24 protein-coding genes are annotated in these 24408 nt (G+C 71.2%); 12 read left to right on the forward strand and 12 right to left on the reverse strand.

Annotated elements, in window-relative coordinates; translation table 11 throughout:
• The first annotated feature begins 7 nt into the window (after positions 1 to 7).
• Together HTZ77_RS01655 and HTZ77_RS01660 are read left to right on the forward strand one after the other, a co-directional pair.
• Positions 8 to 1324 (forward strand): acyltransferase family protein, encoded by a 1317-nt coding sequence (locus HTZ77_RS01655; RefSeq protein ID WP_175587605.1) that lies wholly within the window; start codon positions 8 to 10, stop codon positions 1322 to 1324.
• Positions 1325 to 1380: 56 nt separating this feature from the next.
• Positions 1381 to 2373 carry a glycosyltransferase gene (locus tag HTZ77_RS01660; protein ID WP_175587606.1) on the forward strand — a complete coding sequence of 331 codons (993 nt, stop codon included), beginning with the start codon at positions 1381 to 1383 and terminating at the stop codon, positions 2371 to 2373.
• Here HTZ77_RS01660 and HTZ77_RS01665 read toward each other — a convergent pair.
• Positions 2370 to 3293 (reverse strand): hypothetical protein, encoded by a 924-nt coding sequence (locus tag HTZ77_RS01665; protein WP_175587607.1) that lies wholly within the window; start codon positions 3291 to 3293, stop codon positions 2370 to 2372. The genes HTZ77_RS01660 and HTZ77_RS01665 overlap by 4 nt on opposite strands.
• On the reverse strand, positions 3290 to 3784 hold the full coding sequence (locus HTZ77_RS01670) for an RNA polymerase sigma factor (protein WP_328808393.1): 495 nt from the start codon (positions 3782 to 3784) through the stop codon (positions 3290 to 3292). Before HTZ77_RS01670 ends, HTZ77_RS01665 begins: the two co-directional genes overlap by 4 nt.
• Positions 3785 to 3837: 53 nt before the next feature.
• On the opposite strand from HTZ77_RS01670, the gene HTZ77_RS01675 reads away from it, so the two are divergent.
• Complete coding sequence (locus HTZ77_RS01675) at positions 3838 to 4551, forward strand: acetoacetate decarboxylase family protein (RefSeq protein ID WP_175587609.1); 714 nt, start codon at positions 3838 to 3840, stop codon at positions 4549 to 4551.
• Between the two features lie 28 nt (positions 4552 to 4579).
• Here HTZ77_RS01675 and HTZ77_RS01680 read toward each other — a convergent pair whose 3' ends face one another.
• From HTZ77_RS01680 to HTZ77_RS01705, 6 genes are all read right to left on the reverse strand, one after another.
• A complete protein-coding gene (locus HTZ77_RS01680; protein WP_175587610.1) occupies positions 4580 to 5464 on the reverse strand; it encodes a glycosyltransferase family 2 protein in 885 nt (294 codons plus the stop codon).
• 186 nt (positions 5465 to 5650) lie between these two features.
• The gene (locus HTZ77_RS01685; RefSeq protein ID WP_175587611.1) at positions 5651 to 6418 is read right to left on the reverse strand and encodes a CDP-alcohol phosphatidyltransferase family protein; all 768 of its coding nucleotides are present in this window, start codon (positions 6416 to 6418) and stop codon (positions 5651 to 5653) included.
• Positions 6396 to 7436: an iron-containing alcohol dehydrogenase family protein gene (locus tag HTZ77_RS01690; RefSeq protein ID WP_175587950.1), complete on the reverse strand. Its 1041-nt coding sequence runs from the start codon at positions 7434 to 7436 to the stop codon at positions 6396 to 6398. The genes HTZ77_RS01685 and HTZ77_RS01690 overlap by 23 nt, the downstream gene beginning before the upstream one ends.
• A 60-nt stretch (positions 7437 to 7496) precedes the next feature.
• On the reverse strand, positions 7497 to 8228 hold the full coding sequence (locus HTZ77_RS01695; protein WP_175587612.1) for a phosphocholine cytidylyltransferase family protein: 732 nt from the start codon (positions 8226 to 8228) through the stop codon (positions 7497 to 7499).
• Between the two features lie 78 nt (positions 8229 to 8306).
• Positions 8307 to 8942: a DUF5941 domain-containing protein gene (locus HTZ77_RS47225; protein ID WP_175587613.1), complete on the reverse strand. Its 636-nt coding sequence runs from the start codon at positions 8940 to 8942 to the stop codon at positions 8307 to 8309.
• A gap of 43 nt (positions 8943 to 8985) precedes the next feature.
• Entirely contained in the window at positions 8986 to 10491 is a 1506-nt protein-coding gene (locus tag HTZ77_RS01705) for a CDP-alcohol phosphatidyltransferase family protein (protein ID WP_268959886.1), read from the reverse strand.
• A gap of 93 nt (positions 10492 to 10584) precedes the next feature.
• Here HTZ77_RS01705 and HTZ77_RS01710 point away from each other — a divergent pair, with 93 nt between their 5' ends.
• Positions 10585 to 11886 (forward strand): bifunctional cytidylyltransferase/SDR family oxidoreductase, encoded by a 1302-nt coding sequence (locus HTZ77_RS01710; RefSeq protein ID WP_175587614.1) that lies wholly within the window; start codon positions 10585 to 10587, stop codon positions 11884 to 11886.
• Positions 11887 to 11942: 56 nt separating this feature from the next.
• Here the strand turns inward: HTZ77_RS01710 and HTZ77_RS01715 are convergent, their stop codons facing one another.
• Entirely contained in the window at positions 11943 to 12983 is a 1041-nt protein-coding gene (locus HTZ77_RS01715) for a glycosyltransferase family 2 protein (RefSeq protein ID WP_175587615.1), read from the reverse strand.
• A gap of 81 nt (positions 12984 to 13064) precedes the next feature.
• Between HTZ77_RS01715 and HTZ77_RS01720 the strand changes: the two genes are divergently transcribed.
• From HTZ77_RS01720 to HTZ77_RS01740, 5 genes are all read left to right on the forward strand, one after another.
• Complete coding sequence (locus tag HTZ77_RS01720) at positions 13065 to 14534, forward strand: LCP family protein (RefSeq protein ID WP_175587616.1); 1470 nt, start codon at positions 13065 to 13067, stop codon at positions 14532 to 14534.
• Between the two features lie 34 nt (positions 14535 to 14568).
• On the forward strand, positions 14569 to 14919 hold the full coding sequence (locus tag HTZ77_RS01725) for an STAS domain-containing protein (protein WP_175587617.1): 351 nt from the start codon (positions 14569 to 14571) through the stop codon (positions 14917 to 14919).
• A gap of 153 nt (positions 14920 to 15072) precedes the next feature.
• Positions 15073 to 15252 carry a hypothetical protein gene (locus HTZ77_RS01730; RefSeq protein ID WP_205301953.1) on the forward strand — a complete coding sequence of 60 codons (180 nt, stop codon included), beginning with the start codon at positions 15073 to 15075 and terminating at the stop codon, positions 15250 to 15252.
• 226 nt (positions 15253 to 15478) lie between these two features.
• A complete protein-coding gene (locus tag HTZ77_RS01735) occupies positions 15479 to 16318 on the forward strand; it encodes an LLM class flavin-dependent oxidoreductase (protein WP_328808366.1) in 840 nt (279 codons plus the stop codon).
• Between the two features lie 101 nt (positions 16319 to 16419).
• Complete coding sequence (locus HTZ77_RS01740) at positions 16420 to 17163, forward strand: DUF4097 family beta strand repeat-containing protein (protein WP_175587618.1); 744 nt, start codon at positions 16420 to 16422, stop codon at positions 17161 to 17163.
• A gap of 179 nt (positions 17164 to 17342) precedes the next feature.
• On the opposite strand, the gene HTZ77_RS01745 is transcribed toward HTZ77_RS01740, so the two are convergent.
• Positions 17343 to 18173, reverse strand: a complete 831-nt coding sequence (locus HTZ77_RS01745) for a hypothetical protein (RefSeq protein WP_175587619.1) — start codon at positions 18171 to 18173, stop codon at positions 17343 to 17345.
• A 250-nt stretch (positions 18174 to 18423) separates the two neighbouring features.
• Between HTZ77_RS01745 and HTZ77_RS01750 the strand changes: the two genes are divergently transcribed.
• Positions 18424 to 20388, forward strand: a complete 1965-nt coding sequence (locus HTZ77_RS01750; RefSeq protein WP_205301954.1) for a sialidase family protein — start codon at positions 18424 to 18426, stop codon at positions 20386 to 20388.
• A gap of 327 nt (positions 20389 to 20715) precedes the next feature.
• Entirely contained in the window at positions 20716 to 21405 is a 690-nt protein-coding gene (locus tag HTZ77_RS01755) for a FadR/GntR family transcriptional regulator (RefSeq protein ID WP_175587620.1), read from the forward strand.
• 45 nt (positions 21406 to 21450) lie between these two features.
• Here the strand turns inward: HTZ77_RS01755 and HTZ77_RS01760 are convergent, their stop codons facing one another.
• A complete protein-coding gene (locus tag HTZ77_RS01760) occupies positions 21451 to 22098 on the reverse strand; it encodes a DUF4240 domain-containing protein (protein WP_175587621.1) in 648 nt (215 codons plus the stop codon).
• Positions 22099 to 22159: 61 nt separating this feature from the next.
• Positions 22160 to 23740 (reverse strand): AAA family ATPase, encoded by a 1581-nt coding sequence (locus HTZ77_RS01765; protein WP_328808367.1) that lies wholly within the window; start codon positions 23738 to 23740, stop codon positions 22160 to 22162.
• A gap of 78 nt (positions 23741 to 23818) precedes the next feature.
• Here HTZ77_RS01765 and HTZ77_RS01770 point away from each other — a divergent pair, with 78 nt between their 5' ends.
• Positions 23819 to 24229: a hypothetical protein gene (locus tag HTZ77_RS01770; protein ID WP_175587622.1), complete on the forward strand. Its 411-nt coding sequence runs from the start codon at positions 23819 to 23821 to the stop codon at positions 24227 to 24229.
• Positions 24230 to 24408: the final 179 nt, after the last annotated feature.

The following is a 24408-nucleotide window of genomic DNA, read 5'->3' on the forward strand; positions in this document are numbered from 1 at the left end:
CTCCGTAGTGTCTGAGACCAAGCCGTCGTCCCCGGTCACCACTCCCCCGGACTCCGGGGGCCCCGGTGAGAACGCCGGCCCCGCGAGCACGGGGGCCCGGTGGCCGCTGCCGGAGGAGACGTTCTGGAGCGAGCAGACCGATCCGCACGGCGTCCTGCCCGGCCCCGCCGCCCCCGGCGCGACTGACGGGCCGGAGGCGTCGACCACCACGGACGACCGCCCGGCCGGTGCGCCGGAGAAGACCCCCGGGACCGCGCCCACCGCGCCGCGGAAAGCGCCCGGCGGGCCGGAGAAGCAGGCCAAGCCCGGCGCGCAGCAGGAGCCGCCCCGGCGCAAGCGCGACCCCTACCTCGACAACGTCAAGTTCCTCCTGATCGCGCTGGTGCCCATCGGCCACGCGCTGGTGCCGACGCTCGACGCCGACTCCTCGCGCGCCGCGTACATCTTCATCTACACCTTCCACATGCCGCTGTTCGTGATCATCAGCGGCTACCTGTCCCGCAACTTCTGGAACTCCAACGCCAAGACGAACAAGCTCGTCGACACGTTCGTCGTGCCGTACGTCATCGTCGAGGTCGGCTACGCGGCGCTGCGCACCGCGCTGGGCCAGAAGTGGTCGCTGACGATCATCGACCCGGCCTGGCTCAACTGGTACCTCCTGGCGCTGCTGTTCTGGCGGCTGTCCACACCGGTGTGGAAGCGGATGAAGTACCCCGTGCCGGTGGCCATCGCCATCTACCTGTTCGCCGGGTACTCCCAGATCTCCGGCGACTTCAGCATGGACCGCTTCTTCGGCCTCATGCCGTTCTTCGTCATCGGCCTGATCATGCAGCCCGAGCACTTCGACCTGCTCAACCGGCGCTGGATCAAGATCGTCTCGCTGGTGGTGCTCGCCTCCGCCGCCGCGGTCGCCGTCTACATCGCGCCGAAGGCGACGCTGAAGCCCTTCTACTTCAAGCACAGCTACCAGGACATGGACCTGTCCTGGTGGATGGGCCTCGGCGTGCGCACCGGGCTGCTCGTCTGCTCGCTCGCCGTGTGCTTCGCGGTGCTCGCGCTCGTGCCCCGGGGCGAGACGTGGTACTCCGACCTCGGCACCCGCACCCTCTACTGCTATCTGCTGCACGGCATCCCGGTGCTCATCGCCAAGGAGAAGGGCTGGCTGGAGCTGCCGTGGCTGCACGGCCCGCTCGGTGTGCTGGCGATCAGTTCGAGCTGCTTCGCGCTGGCCATCGTGCTGTGCCTGCCGGAGACCCGCACGGTGTTCAAGTGGGTGCTTGAACCACGCCTGACCTGGCTATATCGACGCCCGTCCGGAAGTTAAGCGGTAGTTCGGCCCGCATTAACGCTTATGACCTGGTAAGCACCGAGCATCGACGCATGCGGGTATGCGTAGCCACCATCGTCCACCATCCCGAGGACGCCCGGATCATGCACCGGCAGATCCGGGCGCTGCTCGACGCGGGCCACGAGGTGTCCTACGTCGCGCCCTTCACCCATTTCAACGTCACGCCCCCCATGGGGATCACCCCGATCGACGTGCCGTACGAGGCGGGGTTCGGCCGGGCGGGCGCCGCGCTCAGACGCGGCCTGCGCGGCGCCGACCTGCTGCTGGTCCACGACCACGCGCTGCTGCGCCTGCTCCCCCACCGCCGCCCGCCGGTCGTGTGGGACGTCCGCGAGCCCGTCACCGCGCGGCGGCTGGCGCGGGCCGAGCGGCGCCACCACCTCTGCACCTCCTCCGAGGTGCCGGAGGCGACCATGGTGGCCGCGGCGCCGCCCGTTCCCGGCGACACCCGGGTCGTCCACCTCGGCCGGCTGTCGGCCGAGCGCGGCGTGACGGAGCTGATCGGCGTGGCCGAGCGGCTGGTGCCGCACGGGATCCGCATGGAGCTGATCGGCGCCGCCGACCCGGCCGTGCGCCCGCTGCTGCGCGACGCCCAGCGGGTCGGGCTGCTCGACTGGTACGGCTACGTGCCCAACCGGCACGCGCTGCGGATGGCCGAGGGCGCGCTGGCCGGGCTGTCGCTGGCCGCCGAGACGGTGACGGGGGTGCCGACGAAGGTCCTCGACTACATGGGCCGCGGGGTGCCGGTGATCGCCACGGCGCAGTCCGCCTCGCTGGTGGAGCGGACCGGCTGCGGGATCGTGGTGCCGCTGGACGTGGACGCGGTCGTGGACGCCGTGCTCGACCTCAAGGAGGACCCGGCGCGGCGGTCGGCGCACGGCGTGCGCGGCCACGCGGAGGCCCGGGTGCGGCACCACTGGCCGGACCACGCGCCGGCGTTCGTGGCGCAGATGGAGGCGTGGGCCGGGCTTCCGGTCCCGATCCGGAGCCGAGCCGTCAAGACGCCCCTGTCGCGGACGGCCTAGCGGGGGTCATCGAGGTCGAAGGTCACGTCGGCCAGGTGGACGGTGCGCACCCGGGGGTCCTCGATGAGCTTGCGCAGGTCCTTGATCCTGGCCATGGAGTCGACGTAGCCGTAGACGAGGCCGTCGGCCGACGCCTTGCGCAGCCGGGCCAGGGACAGGTCGAAGCGGCGCAGGTTCCCCTCGTCGTGGTCGCGCAGCATGCCGACCCAGCGGCGGAAATGCTCCAGGTCCTGCGCCGTCGACTTGTCGCAGGGCAGGTCGATCCGCATGCCCGGCAGCACCCGGTCCCAGGTGGTCGTGTCCCAGGTGATCGGGGTCGCACCGGGACGCCGCTCGTAGACGAGCCGGGCGGCGCAGGCGGCGGGGAACGCACCCAGCTCGCCGAGCGAGAGCGGCTTGTCGAACTCGACGACGGCCAGCGCGTTGAGGCCGTCGGGCAGCCTTGCCAGCACCTTGCGCACCTGGTCCTTCTGGTCGAGGGTGGTGCCGAAGTTGGCCAGCGAGGTGCTGAGCCGCGTGTTGGCGTAGTTGCCGAGCGGCAGCCGGCCGACCCGGCCGAAGAAGTCCTGGGTGATGGTGTACGTGCCGGCGGCGCGGCCCTCGAAGCCGCCCTCGGCCCGCCGCTCGATGGCGTCGACGGTGAACGACATGGACAGCGGCGTGGTCTGGCAGCAGTCCTGCACCACGATGCTGTACGCCGGATTGTAGATCTTGAAGGCGGTGCCCAGCACGTCCGTCATGCGCTGCTCGCGGTCGCCGCGCTTCTGCACCACCGCCGAGCCGAGCGTCGCCACGAGCGCGACCGCCACCAGCACGGCCAGCACCAGCGACGCCGTCCTGACGATTCCCCGGCGCACCGACCTGCGGGTCGCCTTGGGGTCGAAGTCCGGCAGTTCCAGCACCGGCTCGTCCTCGTTCATCGCACTCCTCCGTACGTCTCGGCGAACGCGCTCCGCGCGCGCCACACCGCGGTCTTGATCGTCGCGTGCTTCGTACCGGTCATCGCGGCCACCTCCACCAGGGAGAAGCCTTCGAGGTAGACCAGCGTGAGCAGCTTGCGGTGCCGCTCCGGCAGCCGGTCGAGGGCGTCGCGCACGTCCACGGCGTCCACGTGCAGCGCGGGGACGCCGAGCTCGTCTGCGTCGGGTAGGGCGAGCTCCCGGCGGGAGCGCCGTACGTGGTCGATGAGGACGTTGCGGGCGATGGTGAGCAGCCAGGCCGCCGCGTTCTCCCCGCGCCAGCCGAGCAGGGCGCGGGTGGCCTTGACGAACGTCTCCTGGGCGAGATCCTCGGCGAGATGGGGGTCGCGGGTGCGGCGCAGGAGGAACCCGCACACGAGCGCCCAGTGCTCGCGGTACAGCTCCTCGATGATGACGGCCTCCGCGTGGTCGGTGATGTCACATCTGCCCAGACGAGACCGCCCCTGGAATGGTCACATCCCTTTCCGGTTGATGTACTGGACGCATGGCATCGCATGTGATCCAAGGGCGTACGGTCACCATGCCTGTCGAGGTGCGCGACGCGACCGTCTGCAGCGCGATGTATCCCGTACGGGCCGACGCGGCCCGGGCGGTGATCGCCTATTCCGGGCTGGACGTGGCCGAGGTGTTCCCGGGCAAGGCCGTCTGTGTGCTGACGTTCGTCGACTACCGCGACGGCGACCTCGATCGGTACCACGAGTTCGGCATGGCGTTCATGGTGCGGCCGCCGGGGGTGGCGGGCGCGGCCGGGCTGGCCGACCTCAGGCAGGCGGGGGTGTTCATCCACTGGCTGCCGGTGGACCAGGGGTTCACGCTGGAGGCCGGGCGGAGCATCTGGGGCTTCCCGAAGGAGCTGGCGGACATCGAGCTGCGGCTGTCGTCGCCGTACAAGCGCTGCATCGTGCGCAAGGACGGGCGGCTCGTGCTCGACATGCTGCTCAAACCGGGGGTGCCCGTGCCCGGTCCCGGGCCGATGACGCCGCTCGACGCCTACACGCACCGCGACGGGCTCACCCGGCGCGTGCCGTGGTCGGTGCGGGCGCGCGGGGTCAGGGTACGGCCCGGCGGGGCGCTGATCCGGCTCGGCAACCACCCCGTCGCCAAGGAGCTGAGCGAGCTGGGCCTGCCCAAGCGGGCCCTGACGTCGTCCACGGTGGCGCGCGTGGAGATGACCTTCGGCGACGCGATCAACCCCTGATCGCCCCCGAAGGGGCGAGCGGGGGTCGTCAGACGATCGGGGGACGGCCGAGCTTCACCATGCGCCAGGCCGTGCTCCAGGCCATGGGACGGCGCTCACCGGCCGGCGTGCGCAGCCCTTCGAAGAAGCCGGAGAACCACGCCTTGAGCGCCGGGCCGGAACCGCGCTCGCGGATCACGGTCAGCACGACCCAGTCGAGCAGGTAGAGGGCGGCCAGGGGCCACGGCAGATTGCGCCGCGCCAGCCACACCCGGTTGCGGGCGTTGAGCCGGTGGAAGTCGGCGTGCCGGGTCGGCGGGACCTGCGGGTGGTACATGACCGTCTCGGCGTCGTACTCGATCCGGTAGCCCTCGCCGAGCAGCCGCCAGGCCAGGTCGGTCTCCTCGTGCGCGTAGAAGAACCGCTCGGGCAGCCCGCCCACCTGGAGGAAGGCCGAGCGCCTGATGGCCGAGGCGCCGCCGAGGAACGTGGTGACCGGCGAGGAGCGCTCGGGGTCGCCCGCGCGCAGCCGGGGCACGTGGCGACGCTGGCCGGTGCCGCCCTCCGGGTCCATCACCCGGAACGAGATGACCGCGAGGTCGGGCTCGGTGGCGAACCGGTCGCGGACGTGGGAGACGACCTTCTGGTTGGCGTACCAGCCGTCGTCGTCGAGGAACAGCACGACGTCACCGGAGCACTCCTCGACGCCGCGGTTGCGGCCGGCCGGGATGCCGGTGTTGCGGTCGAGCCGGACCGTCTTGACGGTCGCGGCCGAGCCCTCGGGTGGCGTCGCCGACACCGCGGGCACGTCGGCGCCGTTGCCGACGATCACCACTTCGACGTCGCCGTCGATCTGGTTGAGCGCGGACTCGACCGCCCGGTTCAGCTCCGCGACCCGGTTGCCCATGGTGAGGATGACGCACGAGATCTTCAACGAATCATCGTCCTGACGCGTCGAAGGCACGGGCGGAGCATTCTTTCATGATCACCGAGTCTGCTGGTCGCATGGTCCTGATGTTGGTGGAGCTAAGCGTATCGGAACCGGCCGTGAACCCCCGCCGAACGACGGAGGTCCGATCAATACGACGGACGGGACGGGCAACCGGTTCCGGGCTTCTGATCAAGCAAGCCGCCTCGATGCCATGATGCTCACCAGGTGCAGCACCACCTGCAGGCCGGCCGCCACGCAGCAGGCGACGACCAGCACCCGCGTGGCCGTGAGATCGCCGATCACCAGATCGATCACCATCGCCACCAGCGCGAGCAGCGACAGCTCGACCGGCTGCACGATCCGGTGGAACTTCGTCGCCGCCAGCACCCGCCGGCCCAGGCTCAGCAGCCCGGAGCGGAACTGCACCCCGGCCGCCTCGCCAGCGGCCGCGAGGCCGCCCTTGGCCCGGGCCACGTCCACGAGGTCGGTCTCGGCCTTGATCAGGATCGCGCCGAGCGCCCCGGCGAACCCCAGCACGGTGTACCAGTCGGGCAGGACGGCCGAGGCCCGCCAGCCCAGCCCGGCCAGCAGCGCGGCCTCGGTGAAGTAGGCGCCGACCCGGTCGAGGTAGACGCCGGCCAGCGAGGTCTTGCCGGTCCAGCGGGCCAGCTCGCCGTCGGAGCAGTCGAGCAGCAGGTAGACCTGCGTGAGCAGGGCGGCGAGCACGACGGCCCACGGGCCCGGCAGGGCCAGCACGACCCCGGCCAGGATCCCGACCACCGTCATCAGCCAGGTGAGCTGGTTGGGCGTGACGGGGGTCTTGGCCAGCAGCCAGGTGGCGTAGATGGACAGGCGGCGCATGTAGAGCACGCCCGCCCAGTGCTCGCCGTTGCGGCGCTCCAGGTGGCCCGGGGGCTGGGCCACCTGGCGCAGCTCAGCTACCGAAGGCCCGGACATAGTCCTCAACCCGATCGCGGATCTCGGAGTCGCTCATGCGCAGGTGCTCCAGGATCGTGTAGCGGCCGGGGCGCGTGGCGGGCGCCAGCGCGACGGCCTCGGCGAACTGCTCCGCGCTCAGCCCGATCTCGGCCGGCGACACGGGCAGCCGGTGGCGGCGCAGGCATCCGGTGACCTGCGCGAGCCGGGCCTCGTCCTCCCTGAGGAAGAAGCAGAAGGCGGCACCGATGCCGGCGAGCTCGCCGTGGTTGGAGGTGCCCGGGAAGAGTTGATCCACGGCATGAAGGATCTCATGATCTCCGCCGCTCGACGGCCGCGAGGACCCGGCGATCACCATGGACATGCCCGACAGGATCAGCGACTCGGCCAGGACCGTCAGGAACGCGTCGGACTCGATCGAGTCGTCGCGCCCGATCAGCGCCTCGGCCGAGGTGCGGGCCATCGAGCAGGCCAGGCCGTCGATCGGCTCGCCGCGCTCGACGTTGCTGAGGATCCAGTCGTCGATGGCCGACAGGTTGCTGACCACGTCGCCCACGCCGGAGCGGACCAGCGACTCGGGCGCGTTGTGCACGAAGTCGAGGTCCACGAGGATCGCGAGCGGCATCGGCACGCCGAAGGAGCCCTTGCCGCCCTCGTACGTCAGCGAGGCCGTCGGCGAGCAGATGCCGTCGTGGGACAGGTTGGTGGCCACGGCGACCATGGGGATGCCGGCGAGCGAGGCGGCGTACTTGGTCGCGTCGATCGTGCGACCGCCGCCGACGCCCACCACCACCTCGTAGGCGCCCTTGCGCAGGTCGGCACCCAGCGAGACGGCCGCCTCGACCGACCCGTCGGCCACCCGGAACACCTCGGCCTCGTCGAGCGTGGGCGCGATCAGGCCCTCGATGTGGTCGCCCTGGCCGGGGCCGACCGCCACCGCGACGCGGCCGGAGGTCGCCACCCGGCTGTCGGCGAGCAGCGCGCCGAGCTGCGCCACCGCGCCCCGCCTGACCTCCATGGTCAGCGGCGCCGGCAGCATCCGCGCTAGGAGCGGCATGCGGCCCCCTCAGAAGCGGCTGGAAGCGGCATCGCGGCCCCCTCAGTAGCGGACGGCGATGGTGCGGGCCTTGGCCAGGTCGTCGTGGTTGTCCACCTCGACCCAGTCGACCTCGCCGATCGGCGCGACGTGGATCTGCTCGCCGCGCTCGATCATCTCCTGGTAGCCGTCCTCGTAGTAGAGCTGCGGGTCGCGCTCGAAGGTGGCCTGGAGCGCGTCGGCGAGCCGCTCGGCCGCGCCCGGCCGGATCAGCGTGGCGCCGATGTACTCGCCGTACGCCTCGGCCGGGTCCATGAGCTTGGTGATGCGCCTGACCGCGCCGCCGTCGAGGGTGACCTTCATCTCCTCGTCGGCGAGCTTCTTCACGTCGTCGACGGCGAGCAGGATGTCGCTGGTCTCGGGCGCGGACAGGAGCGTCTTCTCGACCGAGACGGGGTGGACGGTGTCGCCGTTGACGAGCAGCGCGCCCTGCGCGAAGTAGTCGCGGGCGCACCAGAGGGAGTAGGCGTTGTTCCACTCCTCGGCCTTGTCGTTGTGGACGAGGGTGAGCTTGACCCCGTGGCGGCGCTCCAGCTCCTCCTTGCGCTCGTGCACGGCCTGGGCGGCGTATCCCACGATCACCACGACCTCGCGCAGGTCGACCTCGGCGAGGTTGCGCAGCGAGATGTCCATGATCGTCGTCTCGCCGTCGACCGGCACGAGTGCCTTGGGCAGCGTGTCGGTGTACGGCCGCAGACGTCTTCCGGCTCCAGCGGCCAGCACCATTCCCAGCAACGTGCACTCCTCAGTCGAGCATGACTACCGTAGGCCCAAAGGTTAGTTGGCTTTCGGGCCTGTGCGGGTAATCCGCCGTTAGTCTTGCGTTCCCATGTCGGCCGCCTCGGCCGCCGGCTCCGGCGCGGAGCGGGGTGCGGCGAGCCAGCACGTGAGACTCTCCCAGCCGAAGAGCCCCCACAGGTAGAGCGCGAGGAGCGCGTAACCGAAGGTCATCACGCCGGCGACGCCCGCCAGCGCGATCACCAGCATCCGTCCCTCCCAGCCGAGGCCGAACGTGGACAGCCACGGCGGCGGGTAGACCCGCTGCCGCAGCCGGTACACCAGGTCGTAGTGGTGGAAGGCGAGCGCGCCGAGCAGCAGCATGATCAGCACGGGGTGGACGCCGTGGGCGAACCCGCAGGCCGCCACGAACGCGTACTCGATCACCCGCAGGACCGGCGGCACGAACCAGTCGAAGCGGCCGTCGTGCGGGTGGGAGCTGCCCGGCCCGGCCAGCAGCAGCGTCACGGCGGGCGCGAAGAGCGCCAGCCCGTCGCTCCCGGCCACGCCGAGCATCAGCAGGACGCCGGTGACGAACGCGCCGGCCACGACCGGCGGCAGCGGCGGGAGCTGGCCCGCCACGAGCGCGCCCATGCCGCGCGAGAGCGGCCCGTCGTCGCGGTAGGTGACGACCGTGCTCCTCGGCACCGGCGTCATGTGCACGGTGGTCATCGTGCCGACCTCGCGATCCGCCCGGTGGGCTGGTGGACACCGGTCATCGTGCCGACCTCACGATCCGCCCCGTGAGCTGGTAGAGGGCCGCGACGGCGCCCCAGGTGATGAGCGCCGCGAACGTCACGCGGGCGTTGAACAGCGCGGCGGTCACCGCGATAAGGGCCATCCGCTCGCCGATGGGCAGCACGATCATCTTCTTCGCCCAGTGGATCAGCGAGTCGCGCTCCAGCCGGTGGGACAGGCCCAGCACGCCCTGCGCGGGAGCGCCGGCGCGGCCGTCGGTCTCCTCCAGCAGCGAGCGCACCGGCTTGGCCCACAGCGCGCCGATCTTGGCCGCGTCGGCCACCGATCCCCCGTAGGCGAAGTCGATCGCGTGCCGTACGACCTGGACGATCATCGCGGCGACGGCGAGGTACCAGATCCCGTCGGGGCCGCCGTGCTGCCACGGCAGGCCGCCGGCGTAGCCGAGGGCGAGACCCGCGTAGACGACGTACTCCTTCAGCCGGTCGGCCATGCCGTCGGCCCACGCCCCGAGCGGCGTGAACGCGCGGGTGTAGCGGGCGAGCTGGCCGTCCAGGCAGTCGAGCACGAACGACAGGTAGACCAGCACCGCGCCCAGCACCATCGCGCCCCGCGTGCCGGCCGAGAACCAGACGGCCGCCAGGACGGCCAGGCCGACGGAGCAGCCCGTGACCGTGTTGGGCGTGAGCCTGAGCCGCGCCGCCGGGCGCACCAGGTGGCGCGACCAGGAGGAGACGAAGAACGTCGTGAAGAAGCCGTCCCGGTCCTTGACGGCGGTGTCGAGGCGCACCTGGTCCTCGTCCACCTCCGCGAGCCGGGTGATCGCGCCGTCGGCGCCCGCCTGCCCGGTCACCCGGTCGGCGTGCAGCGGGCCGAGCCGGGCCGCGCGGACCCGCGCCCCCGCCCTGACCAGCCCCACGAGCAGCAGGTCGACCGCCTCGACGGCGCTGACGGGGCCGAGCCGGCCGCTCTCGGCGAGGTCGGCCAGCTCCTCCGCGACGTCGGCGAGCGAGCCGAGGTCGGCCTCGCCCGCCTGGAGCACACCGCGGAAGGTGGCGTTGGCCTGCGGCACGGTGTGGAACGAGCTGGCCGCGGCCACCACCCGGCCGCCCTCCACCCGCAGAGGCGGGCGCAGCGGCCCGACATCGGCGTCGGAGGAGACGAGCGCGGCCGAGCCGCGCGCCGGATGCTGGAGCAGCAGGCCGAGCGCGTCGTTGTGGGCGACGAGGTCGGCGGGCAGCACGACGAGCGGGCCGGTCGAGCCGCGGGCCAGCTTGGCCACGGCGCGCAGGTCGGCGCCGAGCCCTCCGGCGTGGGCGGCATGCTCGGGCTCGGGCTGCTCGCCGTGCGCGAGCAGCGCGCCGCCGGGCGTCAGCACCTGGACGTCGCGGACGGAGAGCGCCGCGAGCTGGTCGCCGAGCCGGTCGAGCAACGTGCCGTCGGCGCAGGAGAGCCTGCATGCCGGGGTCGTGGCGAGCAGGACCACGGAGGCCGTGGAGCTCGCGCGGGTCAAGGAAGGTGTCAAGCGCAGGGTCCTCCCGGTCGTGAGGGAGTGCGTGGACTCAGCGTAGCGAGAGGGCGACGGGATATCACGGACCCAGACCGTTACGCTCCGGGTATGGATTCTGGGTTGCGCGCCGTCGGGGTCGTGCTGGCGGGCGGAGTGGGGCAGCGCATGGGGCTCGGCCGGCCCAAGCAGCTGGCCACCGTCGCCGGACGGACCATCCTTGAGCACTCGATCGCCCTGTTCGACGGCTCCCCCGACATCGACGAGGTCGTCGTGCTGATGACGCCGGGTCTCGTGGACGAGGCGAGGGAGCTGGTCGCGCGGGCCGGGTTCCGGAAGGTGACCAAGGTCGTCGAGGGCGGGGCGAGCCGTACGGAGAGCACCTGGCGGGCGCTGCGGGCGATCGGCGAGGACGAGTGCGACGTGCTGCTGCACGACGCCGTCCGGCCGTTGCTGGAGCCCCGGATCATCACGGACTGTGTGCGCGCGTTGCGGGATCACCGGGCCGTCGAGGTGGCCATCCCGAGCTCCGACACGATCTTCGCGGTCGAGCCGGGGCCCGGCGGGGAGACGATCACGGAGGTGCTGGACCGGTCACTGCTGCGCCGGGCGCAGACGCCGCAGTGCTTCCGCCTGTCGGTCATCAGGGAGGCGTACGAGCGGGCGCTGGCCGACCCGGGCTTCGCCGACCGGCCGGCGACCGACGACTGCGGGGTGGTGCTGCGCTACCTGCCTGACGTGCCGATCCACATCGTGCCCGGCAGCGAGCGCAACCTGAAGATCACCCATCCGGTGGACGCGCGGATCGCGGCGGCGCTGTTCGAGGCGTCACCCGTCCCGGCTCTGCCGGAGGAGGACGCGCTGGCGGGGCGGACGGTGGTGCTCCTCGACGCCGGGGGCGCGGGGGTGCGGGAGGCGGCGGAGCTGGCGTCCCGGCACGGGGCGCGGGCGGTGGTCCTGTCGTGCGAGCGCGACGGGCTGCGGCTGGACGACCCGCGCTCCCTGGCCAAGGCGCTGGCCGGGGTGGGGCGGATCGACCACCTCGTCCTCGCCGTCGCGGCGGGAGGGGCCGGGGGCCTCATGGAGGCGGCGGACGAGAGCGTGGCCGAGGCGGCGGTGTCCGGGTACCTGGGGCCGGTCAACGTGGCGCGGGCCGCGTACCCGCGGCTGATGGAGAGCGGCGGCGGCCTGCTGCTGTGCGTCCCGGCGGGGGCGGAGGACCCGCTGGGGGCGCCGGCCGAGGCGGCGGTGACGGCCCTGGCCCGGTCGCTGGCGGCCGCGTGGGCCGGCGAGGGGGTGCGGGTCAACTGCGTCACCGGCGGTGGGACGGCGGAGGAGACGGCCGGGGCGTGGCTGGCCGTGCTGGCGTCACGCCTCACGGGCCAGGTCGTGGACGCGTCGTCGGCGCGCTGACCTGTGGGGGCGCGCGCACCCGTTGGAACGGTGGACGCGCGCCCGAGACGGACGGGTCAGTGGAGTGAGAGGTGGCCCTGCTGGGGCGACGGGCGGGCCAGCTTGCGCGGGCTGGTCAGGAAGCCCCAGCCCCACGAGACGTGCATGGTGGCGTACACCAGCGGCAGCCTGGCCTTGACCTTCATCGGGTAGCCGCTGCCGGTCAGCACCGAACCGCCCAGGATGGCCAGCAGATAGCCGCCCGGGATGATCAGCCCGAGCGGGAAGAACGGCGAGACGACCAGCCCGAGCGCCATCGCCAGCACGGCGGCCGGCGGCGCGAGGTAGCGCAGGTTGATCGTGCCCTCGTGGGTGCGTGAGACGACGCGCCGCCAGCGGCCGTAGTGGAAGTACTGCTTGGCCAGCGCCTTGACGTTGGGCCGGGGCCGGTAGGTCACGCGCATGCGGGGCTGGAACCACACCAGGCCGCCGCTCTGGCGGATGCGGTGGTTCATCTCCCAGTCCTGGGCGCGCTGGAAGTGCTCGTCGTAGCCGCCGACCCGGTCGAGCGCGGAGCGCCGGAACACGCCCAGGTAGACGGTGTCGGCCGGGCCCGCCGTGCCGCCCACGTGGAAGGCGGCGGCGCCCACGCCGATCTTGGACGTCATGGCGCAGGCGACGGCCTGCTCGAAGGCGGTCACGCCCTCGGCCGCCATGACGCCGCCCACGTTGTCGGCGCCGGTCTCCTCCAACGTCTCGACCGCCACCCGCAGGTAGTCGGACGGCAGCATGGCGTGCCCGTCGACCCGGGCGACGACGCCGCTGCGCGAGGCCGCGATGGCGGCGTTGAGCGCGTTGGGGGTGCGGCCCGTCGGGTTGGGCACGACGACGACCCTCGGGTCGGCCGCCGCGATGGCGTCGGCGACCTCCTGGGTGCGGTCTTGGGACGGTCCGACGGCGAGGACGACCTCGATCTCGCCGGGATAGCTCTGGGCGAGGACCTGGTCGACGGCCTCGCGAAGATGCCGCTCCTCGTTGAGGACGGGCATGACGACGGAGATGGGCGGCCAGCTACGGGTCTCCGCTGGCGCGTGCGGCGAGTCGGGGAACTGCTTCATGGCGGGGCTCACGCTACTGTACGAGCAGGGGAGGAGGGCAATCGAAAGCCCGATCCTCGCGGCGGAACAAGAGGGGGACGGATGCGCGACCCGGGCGAGGAGGACGCTGGGGTACACGTGGGCGGCGACGCCTACGGCGGCGTCAGGCTCGCACCCGGTCGCAGGCGCAGGCCGGGCCGCGGCGCGAAGGCGCGCCGGCGCAACCTGATCATTTCGGGCCTGCTGTCCGCGAGCGTCCTCGTCGGCACCGGCGTGGTGTGGGCGACCCCCCGGCAGATCGGCACGGTGGACGCCGGGGTGACCGAGCCGGTGTCCCGCGGCGCGATGAACATCCTGCTCGTCGGCGTGGACAAGCGCGACGACCTCACCCGCAAGCAGCAGAACCAGCTCAAGCTGGGTCGCGAGGTCGGGCAGCGGACCGACACGATGATGGTCATCCACCTGTCCGAGGACCATCGCAAGATCACCGTGGTGAGCCTCCCCCGTGACACCTGGACGACCATCCCGGGCAAGGGCCAGCACAAGATCAACTCCGCGTATCAGTTCGGCGGGCCGAGGCTCGCCAAGGAGACCGTGGAGCAGGTGACCGGGCTGTCCGTCAACCGCTACATCGAGGTCAACGTCCTCGGCTTCATCGACGTCGTGGACGCGCTCGGCGGGGTCACGGTCTGCACCCCGGTGCCCATCAACGACCCCAAGACGGGGCTCGCGCTCACCGCCGGCACCCACGAACTGCACGGCGCCCAGGCGCTCGGCTACGCCCGCACCCGCGCCACGGCCCGTTCCGACCTCGACCGCATCGACCGGCAGCAGCAGGTGATCTCGGCGCTGCTGGACCGCGCCCTCAGCGCCGGCACGCTCGCCAACCCGGGCAAGCTGGCCGGGTTCGTCAACTCGACGCTGCGCACCATCAAGGTCGACCCCGACGACGGGCTGACGGGGCTCGTCGAGCAGATGCGCGACGTGTCGCTGGACGACGTCGCGTTCGCCGACGTGCCGCTCAAGAACGTCGACTTCAAGGCGCCGACCGGCGAGTCGGCGGTGCTGTGGGACGACGTGGCGGCGCGCGAGCTGTTCCGCCGGATCGCCGCCGACGAGGACCTCGTCAAGCCCAGCCCCTCGCCGTCCTCCTCCACCTCGGCCACCGCCAAGCCCACGGGCAAGCCCGCCGGCGAGGCGATCCCGCCGGAGCGCATCGCCGTCACGGTCAAGAACGGCACGCTCGTCACGGGGCTCGGCGCGCGGACGAAGGAGGCGCTGGTGGCGGCCGGGTTCCGCGTGCCGGACCAGCCCGGCAACACCACGAACAAGGACTACAAGAAGACGGTCATCCGCTACGCCCCCGACCGCGAGGACTCCGCCCGCACCGTCGCGGCCGCGATCCCCGGCGCGGAGCTGCGCGAGGCCGGCGACGTCAAGGGCGTCGAGGTCATCGTGGGCACCGACGATCCCAAGATCCAGAAGCCGGTCGTGCAGACGCCCGGGGCTAAGCCCTCGTCAACCGCCACGCCGGCTGCGAAAACGGCAACTCAGAACATATGCAAGAAATAGGCATAAGTGTTCTTACTTCGGGCACTGGACCGTCATGGTGGTCAAGTATTGGCGGGAGGACCCCTGTACGGTTGTGCGCGTCGTCGGTGACCTCGACGTGGCCGGAGCCCCGCGCCTGCGGGCGGAACTCGACCACGTCCTGGCCAGGAGCGACTCCGCCAACGTGGTCATTGACCTGACAGAGGTCCCGTTCTGCGACTCGGTGGGGCTGGGAGTGCTGGTGGGCGCGTTCAACCACGTGCACCACTCACGCGGCCGGATGATCCTCGTACTGGTGGACGGCATGATCAGCCATCTGTTCACGATCACGAACCTGGACCGTCACTTCGAGACGGCCTCGTCGATCGAGGAGGCCTGCTCGGCCATGTCGGCCGCGGCGGCCTGACCCGCGGCGGCCGGTCTCGGCCCTTTCCCCTGTGACCCCTTGGGACCCCCCGGCACCCCTGGCCGGCGGACGCGCCTCAGCCCGTCGTCCAGCGACGGAGTTCGTCGGGGTTGCGTACCACCCAGATGTTCTTGATCCGGTCGCCCGTAGGTGGTGCCCGATCTGAGTACCGCGCTGCGTCGCATCGAGGCCCACTGCCTGCCGCTGGAGAACGCTCGTTCCCTGGAGGTCTACGGGTGCCCCAGCGCCGTCAACCGCCTTCTCGTCCTCAACGCGGAACACCAGCCTGGACGCGGCACCGTCCTGCTGCTCCGGGAAACCGTCGGATTCTGAACCGCCCGCCGGGCGACTTCCCGTCCGCCATGGTCGCGGCGCCGGTACTCGCCAGGACGGGAACACACGTCCCCTGCGCCGCGCACATCCCCCGTACTGGATACTCGAAGGCCGGACGGCCGCCTCGCGCCTCACCGCTCCCCCGGCCCTCGGGGGTCACCCCAAGGGCGGGCCGAGGAGGGGCAGACGGCCGTGCCGCCTGACCGACGTGACAGGGGAGGCTGCTGTGAGACTCGGAGTGATGTTCGACCGCGACCTGGCGCCGGAGCTGCTGGTGCCGTTCGCCCGCGAGCTGGACGGCCTGGGCGTGGCCGACCTGTGGGTCGTGGAGGACCTGGGATGGACGGGCGCCGTGTCCTCGGCCGCGACCGCGCTGGCCGTGACCGAGCGCATCCGGGTCGGCATCGGCATCACCCCCGCCCCGCTGCGCAACCCGGCGCTCCTTGCGATGGAGCTGGCCAACCTGGCCCGCCTGCACCCCGGCCGGCTCGCCGCCGGCATCGGGCACGGGGTCCAGGACTGGATGCGCCGGGTCGGCGCCGCCGCCCCCTCGCCGATGGCGTTGCTGGAGGAGACGATCACCTCCGTGGGGGCGCTGCTGCGCGGCGAGACCGTCACCCTGCACGGCCGGGCCGTTCACCTGGACGGGGTCTCCCTCGTGCACCCGCCCGCCGAGCCGCCGCCCCTGCTGGCCGGCGTGGTGAAGCCGCGCTCGCTCGCGCTGTCGGGCCGCGTGGCGCAGGGCACGATCATCCCCGAGGGCCTGGAGCCCGCCCGCATTCCCGGCATCCTTCAGCAGATCGGCGCCTCGGACGGCCATGAGCTGGTGGCGTTCACGTTCCTGTGCGTCGGCGACGACACCCCCGAGGTGATGCGGGTCGCGCTGGAGGAGCAGGCCACGTTCCTGGGGGTGGCGCCCGAGGACGTCTTCATGGCGGCGGGGTCTCCGAAGGAGGCGGCCGAGCGGGTGCGGGCGCTGTGGGAGGCGGGGGCGACGACGGTCGCGGTGCGGCCGATGGGCGACGATCCGCTGTCCCACGTGCGCGAACTCCTCTCCGCCCTCTGAACTCTGCAGAAGATCTCGCGGCGGAAATGCGGCCGAACGGTGGATCCCCACTCGGCCGGATGGCCGATGGCGCAGCGGCGCGGCCAGACGACGATCACCCCATGAGACGGATTCTGGGGGCGATGGCGGCGGCGTCGGCGGTGGCCGTGCTCGCGACGGTCACGGGCGGCTGCGGGGTCGAGCTGGACGCGAAGGAGGTGCACGAAAGCCGCGCGTTCGCGCACGCAGGCGGGCAGCTCACCGTCAGGAGCTCGATGGGCGGTCTGCGGATCCTGCCGGGCGAGCCGGGCGCGGTGCGCGTGGACCGCTGGGTGCGCGGCAAGGCGGCGGGCGAGGACAACGCGTCCTGGTCGCTCAAGGACGGGGTGCTGCGGCTCGGCGCCGACTGCACGATGGTGTTCGGCGACTGCGGCGCCCGGTATCACGTCCGGGTGCCGCCCGGCGTGCGGCTCGTCGTGGAGGGTTCGGAGGAGGGCGTGATCCTCGACGACCTCACCCAGGACGCCGACGTGTCGGCGCACGGACCGATCAAGGCCAACGGCACGTCCGGACGGCTGCGGCTGAACGGGGACGACGGGCTGGTCGCGGGCGAGCGGCTGAAGTCGGCGAGCGTGCGGGTGCGGACCCGCGAGGGGGCCGTCCGGCTGTCGTTCGACGTGCCGCCGTCGCAGGTGGACGTGGTGTCGGACGACGGGTACGTCAGGACGACGGTGCCCAAGGGGGCGTACCGGGTGACGGCGGAGAGCCGGTACGGCGACGAGCGCTCGGAGGTCAAGAACGTCCCGAGCGACCGGACCATCGTGGCGAAGAGCACATCGGGAAACATCGACGTCCTCGCCCGCTGACGCCTGGCCACCCCGGCGGCGCGACCGGGACCAGGACTGGGACCGGGAGCTGGGGCGGGACCAGGAGCTGGGGCGGGACCGGCGAGACCGGGAGCGGCCCGTCGGGCACTCGTCCGACGGGCCGCTCTGCCTGGGACTTGGAAGCTGGGACTTGGGGACTGGAGAACTCGGAGTGAGGGCTACCGGTCGGCCGCGAAGATGGCGGCGTAGTGGCCGCCCTCGCCGTCCACCTGCACCGGCCGCAGCCCCTTGGCCTTGAGCTGGTCGAAACGCTTCTGGTAGCCGGAGCCGCTCATCTCGACGTAGTGGGCCCACGACTTGAGGCCGTCCTTGCGCCACACGGCCGTGTAGGTGCCGTCGGGCGCGACCGCGATTTCGGTCGGCCGATACCCGCGCTTCGTCCGGGACTTGAACTCGGCCTCGTGCTGGGAGAGCGTCTTGCCGACGGTGCAGTCCCAGTCACCGCGCGTGCCCTGCGTCCAGACGGCCACGTACCGGGTGTCGCCGGCCGTGCCGTACGCGTCGACCGACGTGAGCGCGTACCCGCGGCTCTTGGCCGAGGAGTTGGCCGCGGCGAGCTGGCTGCCGCTCAGCCCGTGCTTGGCGAAGAACTTCGCGCCGGTCTTCGCGAACGCGGCCACGAACCGCGCGCCGTCACCGGCCCCGGTGGCCGCCACCGAGACCGGCTGCATCCCGCCCTTCAACGCCTGGTCGAACCGCTGCTGGTAACCCTTGGCCGACATGCCCTGGTACAACGCCCAGGGCTGCACGCCATCCTTGATCCACACTGCCGCGTACCGGCCGCCGCCGGACACGTCCACGGCCACAGGCCGGTACCCCTGGCTGCGCAACCTCTCGAAGCGCACCTTCTGCTCGGCCGCGCTCACACCGTGGTAGGCCATGAAGGCCGTCCCCTGGGCGTTCGCGGCGGGCGCCGCCATCACGGCCACGGGAACGGCTGCTCCGACGGCCATGGAGGCGGCGATTGCGATCTTCCTGACAGTCCTCACGGCTCTCTCCCATGCAGAAATTTTTACTGTTTTGGGGGATACGGATGACCATAACAGGCCCCTCCTGAACAACCGCCGACCGGGACGACAGCCTCAAGGACGGCACTCCCAGCGGCTCCGCCCGCCACCCCGCATGCCGCGACCAGAGTGATCACCTCGCCGCAGAGGAGACGTCCAACGCCTATCGAACATCCAACGTTGGACGTAGGATGTCCGCTCATAATCTCCTCCCGTCAGGAAGGGCGAGGACATGCACGATGGCCACCCCCCGGAGAGCCGTACCCGGCACTCCCGCCGCCGCCGTGCGAGCGCCGTGATGGTGCTCGCCGGCTTACTCGTCAGCACATTCACCGCGCCGGCGTCCGCGACGCCGGCCGGCACCTCCCAGGCTGGCACCTTTCAGGCCGACACCTCCCAGGCCGACACCTTCCAGGCCGGTACGACCGCCGGCACCGCACCGTTCGTGGACGAGCAGGTGCTCTACAAACAGGGCGACTTCGGATACGGCTGCTTCCGGATCCCCGCGGTGGTGCGGGCCACCAACGGCATGCTCCTGGCGTTCGCCGAGGGGCGGGTGAAGGACTGCGGCGACGACGAGGACATCGACCTCGTGCTGCGCCGTTCCGCCGACGGCGGGCGAACCTGGGGACCACTCCAGGTGGTCTCGGAGGGCAACGGCACGACCCATGGCAACCCCGTGCCGATCGTCGACGAGCGCACCGGTCGCGTCGTGCTGGTGAGCACCCACAACGGCGCGGAGCCGTGCCCGAACGGCTGTGACCGCGACCCCTGGGTGCAGTTCAGCGACGACCACGGGGCGACCTGGTCGGCCGCCAGGGAGATGACCGAGGGCAAGCGCCCGGGGTGGAACTTCTGGTACGCCACCGGCCCGATGCACGGCATCCAGCTCAAGCGCGGCCCGCACGCCGGCCGGCTGGTCGTCGGGGCGAACTTCGAGAGCTGGGACCGGGTCGGCGAGCACGTCTACGGCACGCACCTGCTCTACAGCGACGACAGCGGCGTGAGCTGGAACATCGGCGCCGAGACGTCCCGCGACGACGGCACGGTCATCGCCCAGGAGGTCACCGTCGTCGAGCTCACCGACGGCCGGATCTACGCCTCGGCCCGTGAGCGCGGCACCGACGAGGGCAGCCGGGCGTACGCGACCAGCAGCGACGGCGGCGAGACGTGGGACGCCCCGTTCCGCACCATGCCGGCGCTGGCGATGACCGACGTCCAGGCGTCGCTGCTGCGCTTCAGCGACGAGCGCGTCCTCTTCTCCTCGCCGATGCACCCGGGCGCCCGGGAAGCGATGGGGATCCGGTCGTCCTACGACGAGGGGCGCAGCTTCGAGACCTGGAACGAAGGCAAGGTCTTTTACTGGGGACCGTCGGCGTACTCGGACATGGTGCGTCTGGACGGTGACGAGGCGGCCCTGATGTACGAGGCCGGCACCATCACTCCGTACGAGCAGATCCGGTTCGCGCGGTTCAACGAGGCGTACCTGGAGACGCCGAACGGCACCCCGCCCGGCATCCCCGAGCCCCCGGCGCCCGGCCCGACGACGCCGGACGGTTCGCCGTACCGCAACAAGGCGTACGTCCGCGGCGGCGCGCAGACCACCGACGGGAAGTTCGGCGACGGGCTGGCCCTGGACCGGGTGGACGACCGGGTGGAGCTGGCGTTCAACGACTCCGTCGACCTCGGCGCGAGGGACTTCACGCTGACCTCCTGGATCCGGTACTCGGACAAGGCCGGGGCGCACGCGATCCTCTGGTTCTACCGGGTGAACCGGGGCACCAACCCGCCGGCGCTGTGGCTGCGGGCCGAACCGGCCAGCAACCGCATCCGGGCGGTCCTCTCCGTCGACCGGTTCAACGTGACCGTGCAGTCGCCGAGCGCGTACAACGACGGGCAGTGGCACTTCGTGGCGCTCCAGCGGGTACGCGGCGAGCTCCGGCTCCTGGTGGACGGCGCGCAGGTCTCGTCGGCGGCGGCGCCGGCCGGTTCGCTGACCCTCGGCAAGGAGTTCGGGCTCGGGGGAGTCCACATCGGGCAGCGGATGGACGGTGTGGACCGCTTCCACGGCACGCTGGACGAGGTACGCGTCTACCGGCGCGCCCTCACCGGCGCCGAGCTGGACCTGATCCGACTGCGGAACCTCCCGATCGGCGGTCAGCTCGGGCTGCGGCTGCCGTTCGACCAGGTCGGCTGAGAGGACACGAACCGCTTCACGATGGCGCTCACCGGTTCCCGGCGAGCGCCATCGCCGCGTCCTGACGGTCCCCGGATGCCGGTGGTGGATCAACGAGCGGCCGAGGACATCCCACGTCCTGTCGGCCAGCCGCGCCGATGTCCCGGACGAGCAGCGGGACGACCACGCCGCGAACGCCCCAGGCCGTCTTGAGGGAGCGGCGACCGATCCGCGTCCGTCCGGTGGCCCCTCCATGTCGTCGACGTAAACTTTCCCGCTTCGCCTGGCCTTACCGGACCGAGAGGTGGGATGTTCTGAGACAAGGTCTACGACGAGCCTGGAGGCAGCATGCGTACGCGTGACAGCGCGTCGCTTCAAGAGCGCATCGTCGCCCTGATCCACGAGCGCGGGCTGGCCCCCGGGGCGCCGATGCCGACCGAGGTCCAGTTGATGGATCTGCTCGGGGCGAGCCGGAACAGCGTCCGCGAGGCCGTGCGGGCCCTGAAGGCGTTGGGCATCGTCGAGATCCGGCACGGCCACGGAACGTTCGTCGGGCACGCGTCGCTCGACGTCCTGACCCCGTCGCTGGCCTTCCAGGTGCGTTCGGGGCCGGGCGGCGGGATCCGCGCGCTGCACGACCTGGTCGAGGTACGCGAGCTGCTCGAGACCGAGCTGATCGGCCAGGTGGCCCAGAACACCAGCGCCCCCCGGCTCGCCGCGCTGAACTCCCTGGTCAATGGCATGGATCGGGACCGGGAAGCCGATCGGGCGTTCCACGCACTGCTCTACGAATCGTGCGGCAACGAGCTGGTGCTACAGCTGATCGGCCTGTTCTGGGACGTCTACCACGAGGTCGAGCCGACGCTCGGCCCCCCGGAGGAGCGGACCGCGGAGATCGTCGTCAACCACCGCCGGATCGTGGCCGCGCTTCGCGCTCGGGACGCCGAGGCCGCACGGGAGGCGATGCGGCTGCACTTCCGCGACGTCAAGGCGCGCATCGCTCGCGCGGAGGCGCGGTCGGTACCCGCACCGACCTGACCCGGCCGCCGCCCTCTCCTCGCCGTGTCGGGCGTCCTCGATGGGTCAGGGCGAGGGGGTGGGACTGCTTCGAAGCCCGAGGTGGCGGGCGATCCGAGGAAGCCTGCGAGCCACCTCCTGCTCGTCGTCGAAATCCCAGTCCTCGCCGCGGGGAACGCCGCCGATCGCCGGAACCAACGGGAAAGCACCGGAAACGCGACAAGCCTCCGCGGCCTCGCCGAGCCCGTCCGAACCCTGCCCTGTCACGCGCTCGTAGGCGTGGTGCGCCACGTAGGCGAGAACTTCGAACTCGGGACTCTCTTCCCTCATCTGCTCGGGATCCGACGGCCGGCGCTTCCTGCCGCTGGCATACGCCTTGTCCAGCTCCAGCAGGTGCAGCACCTGAGGCACCTCGATCAGCCGATCGGGGCAGTCCGCAACGGACTCGAAGGTCTCACGTCCCAGGCTCACGAGCCAGCTCACGAAATACTCGAAACCGTCGAGCGAACCACTGAGGAACACGAACCAGTACGCCGCATACAGGTCGACGGTGCAGCCGCGATTCTGGGTGATCGTCCACCAGACCTCATAGTCGACGATCTCTTCGACCGGCCGGCGCGAAAGCTCGTCCACCAACCACGCGACACGCGCCTTCCTCCTGCCGGCCTCCACGCCGGAACGCTCGATCAGACCCCAGAAGTCATCGACGTCCATGCCGCATGATGCCGGCATCCCAGGGCCACAGCGTAAAGATCACGCAGCTTGGAGGGCGCAGTCACTGCGTGTACCCGTGGAGACGGTCCAGGTCGACGAGGAGAATCTTCGGGTCGGTCTCGGCCGCGGAGGTGAGGTCAGTCGCGAAACCCGATCCCCCGTAGCAGGCCAGGACGGTGTCGCGCGTGTCGTACCCCTTGCCTTCGAGCAGCGCCCGCGCCCGCTCAAGCCGTGCGAGGTGCGCACGTCCCATCACCTCGCCCCACTTGGCCTCACCCAGCGACAGGACGCGCCGCGGCCGGCCCGGTTCCTGCGCGGCGAGAACGGCCACGTCGATCTCGATCTGGGACCGGCGCGCCGGATCGGGGACCGTCCCGGCTCCGACCTCGGCCGGGAAGTCGCCGTAGAGGTTCTGGTCCGCGTCGACGGCGAAGTCACGACACAGCATCTCGAAGTGCGGCCCCACGACCTGCGCCAGAAAGCTCTGCCGGACCGAGCCCCACACGCGCTCCGCCCGATGGATCTCCAGCTCGGGCCACCGCCGTCGCATGATGGCCTCGTAGAAGGTGATCAACGGCTCCACGATGCGGTAACGGGCGCGTCCGGAACGGAACAGGTCAGGCTCGCGTGCGACCAGCGCGCAGTCTTCCAGGACATGGAGCGGATGGGTGATCTGATCGGACTTCCGTCCGACGTAGCTGGCGATGCCGCCGTTGGTGGAGTTGCCGCTCGCGATGGCGGCGAGCACGGAGTGGTAGAGGGCGGGGTCCCGGATCTCGGGCTCCTCGGCCAGCAGGTAACGCGCCTCGCGGAACAGCGGCGTCTGCGGGTTGAGGACGGTGCGGATCACCCAGGCGTCGAAGTCGTCCAGGTCCGCGGGCACGTCACCTTGAGTGAACTCGTACCGGTACGCCGGAGTCCCGCCCAGAACGGCATGAACCTGCACGGCGAGCCTCGGATCCGTGATGCCCCAGAAGTCGGCTGCTTCCCGATAGCGGAAAGGATGGATGACGAGTTCAAGCCCCGCGCGGCCACGCAGCGGGGCCTGGCCCGCCAGCAGTCCGCCCATCACGGACATGGCCGACCCACACAGGACGAGCCGTGCCCGGCTCTGGCGCCCGCTGCCGCCGGGGCCGAGCTCACGCTGGATGATCGACGGCAGCGCCGGCGAGCTCCTGGACAGGAACGGGAACTCGTCGATGATCACCGGCACCTGCCGGTCACGGAAGGCCCGGAAGAGGAGGATGATCGCGTCGTTCCAGTCCCTCGGCGGGATGTCGACGACCTCACGCGTGTAGCGCGTCAGAGCCTCGGTGAACAGCCGCAACGACTCGGCCTCGGTAGCCTCGGTGGCGGCGAAGTACATGCCGCCCGCGGCTTCGGTCAGGGCTTGGAGGAGAAAGCTCTTCCCCTGACGCCGACGCCCGGAGACCACGCCGAGAGCCGCGCCGTTCTGACCCGTGACTGGTCCCTTGCCGGCCACGAACCGGAAGAGCCCTTCCCATTCGCGGGCACGGCCGAAGACCCGCTCTGGCTTGGTGATCACTACGCGCCCTCCACCGCCGCAAAGCTGCAGAACCACACTTCTCAGAAGTGTACTTCTGTTATCGGCGCTATGGGGCGCCTCAGAGCGGCGTCGCACGATTCGACCTGACGCCGCCAGCCCGGCGGGCGCCCAACAACAGATGGTGGTGGACAGCAGCGCTGGAGCGTAGGCAAAGTGGCTACAGAGCTGGAGGCCACGCTGGTGACACGCCTCTCGGCGACCCTCGTCAGGCAGAAGGCCGCCGAAGCGACGCGAGCGACGGCGGCCGACCTGGCGCGAAGAGGCTACGTCCACCGCGACATCGGTTACCTGCTGGGCATGTCGCATCAGGCCGTAGGAAAACTGCTGAACGAGGGTGAGCAGGACAGGGCCGCTCCCGCGGACGATGCCGGTACGCGTCCCCTGGCGCTTTCCCTCAAGGAAATGCTTGATCGGCTTCACATGACGCGCGACACAGAAGCACTGTTGCGTTCATACCTGCTCGAGGCGGCCGCAGGCGATCCGATGGACCGCAAGCTGAACAGGCTGAGGACACTCGGCAAGCAACTACTCCACGGCAGACGACGGAGGCTGACAGACGCTTGATCTCGTGTGGCCGCCCAGCGTTGGCGCCGGATCGCTGAGGGTCCTCAGCCGAACGCCAGGACGACCACGATGGCTTCCCTATGCCACATCCACTGGCGCTTCTGAAACTCTCCAGGTATTTCTGGGGATGGAGCGACCGGCCGCCTGTGGTCTGCGTCGTTGTGAGGCGTCATGGCCCA

The organism is Nonomuraea montanisoli, assembly GCF_013363975.1.
Lineage (GTDB): Bacteria > Actinomycetota > Actinomycetes > Streptosporangiales > Streptosporangiaceae > Nonomuraea > Nonomuraea montanisoli.

Coding starts and splice junctions, on each gene's coding strand:
- HTZ77_RS01760 (WP_175587621.1), bottom strand. CDS start 22,098: ATGGACGTCGATGACTTCTGGGGTCTGATCGAGCGTTCCGGCGTGGAG.
- HTZ77_RS01685 (WP_175587611.1), bottom strand. CDS start 6,418: ATGTCCGGGCCTTCGGTAGCTGAGCTGCGCCAGGTGGCCCAGCCCCCG.
- HTZ77_RS01720 (WP_175587616.1), top strand. CDS start 13,065: ATGCGCGACCCGGGCGAGGAGGACGCTGGGGTACACGTGGGCGGCGAC.
- HTZ77_RS01740 (WP_175587618.1), top strand. CDS start 16,420: ATGAGACGGATTCTGGGGGCGATGGCGGCGGCGTCGGCGGTGGCCGTG.
- HTZ77_RS01690 (WP_175587950.1), bottom strand. CDS start 7,436: ATGCTGCCGGCGCCGCTGACCATGGAGGTCAGGCGGGGCGCGGTGGCG.
- HTZ77_RS01660 (WP_175587606.1), top strand. CDS start 1,381: ATGCGGGTATGCGTAGCCACCATCGTCCACCATCCCGAGGACGCCCGG.
- HTZ77_RS01715 (WP_175587615.1), bottom strand. CDS start 12,983: ATGAAGCAGTTCCCCGACTCGCCGCACGCGCCAGCGGAGACCCGTAGC.
- HTZ77_RS01710 (WP_175587614.1), top strand. CDS start 10,585: ATGGATTCTGGGTTGCGCGCCGTCGGGGTCGTGCTGGCGGGCGGAGTG.
- HTZ77_RS01725 (WP_175587617.1), top strand. CDS start 14,569: ATGGTGGTCAAGTATTGGCGGGAGGACCCCTGTACGGTTGTGCGCGTC.
- HTZ77_RS01675 (WP_175587609.1), top strand. CDS start 3,838: ATGGCATCGCATGTGATCCAAGGGCGTACGGTCACCATGCCTGTCGAG.
- HTZ77_RS01665 (WP_175587607.1), bottom strand. CDS start 3,293: ATGAACGAGGACGAGCCGGTGCTGGAACTGCCGGACTTCGACCCCAAG.
- HTZ77_RS01755 (WP_175587620.1), top strand. CDS start 20,716: ATGCGTACGCGTGACAGCGCGTCGCTTCAAGAGCGCATCGTCGCCCTG.
- HTZ77_RS47225 (WP_175587613.1), bottom strand. CDS start 8,942: ATGACCACCGTGCACATGACGCCGGTGCCGAGGAGCACGGTCGTCACC.
- HTZ77_RS01750 (WP_205301954.1), top strand. CDS start 18,424: ATGCACGATGGCCACCCCCCGGAGAGCCGTACCCGGCACTCCCGCCGC.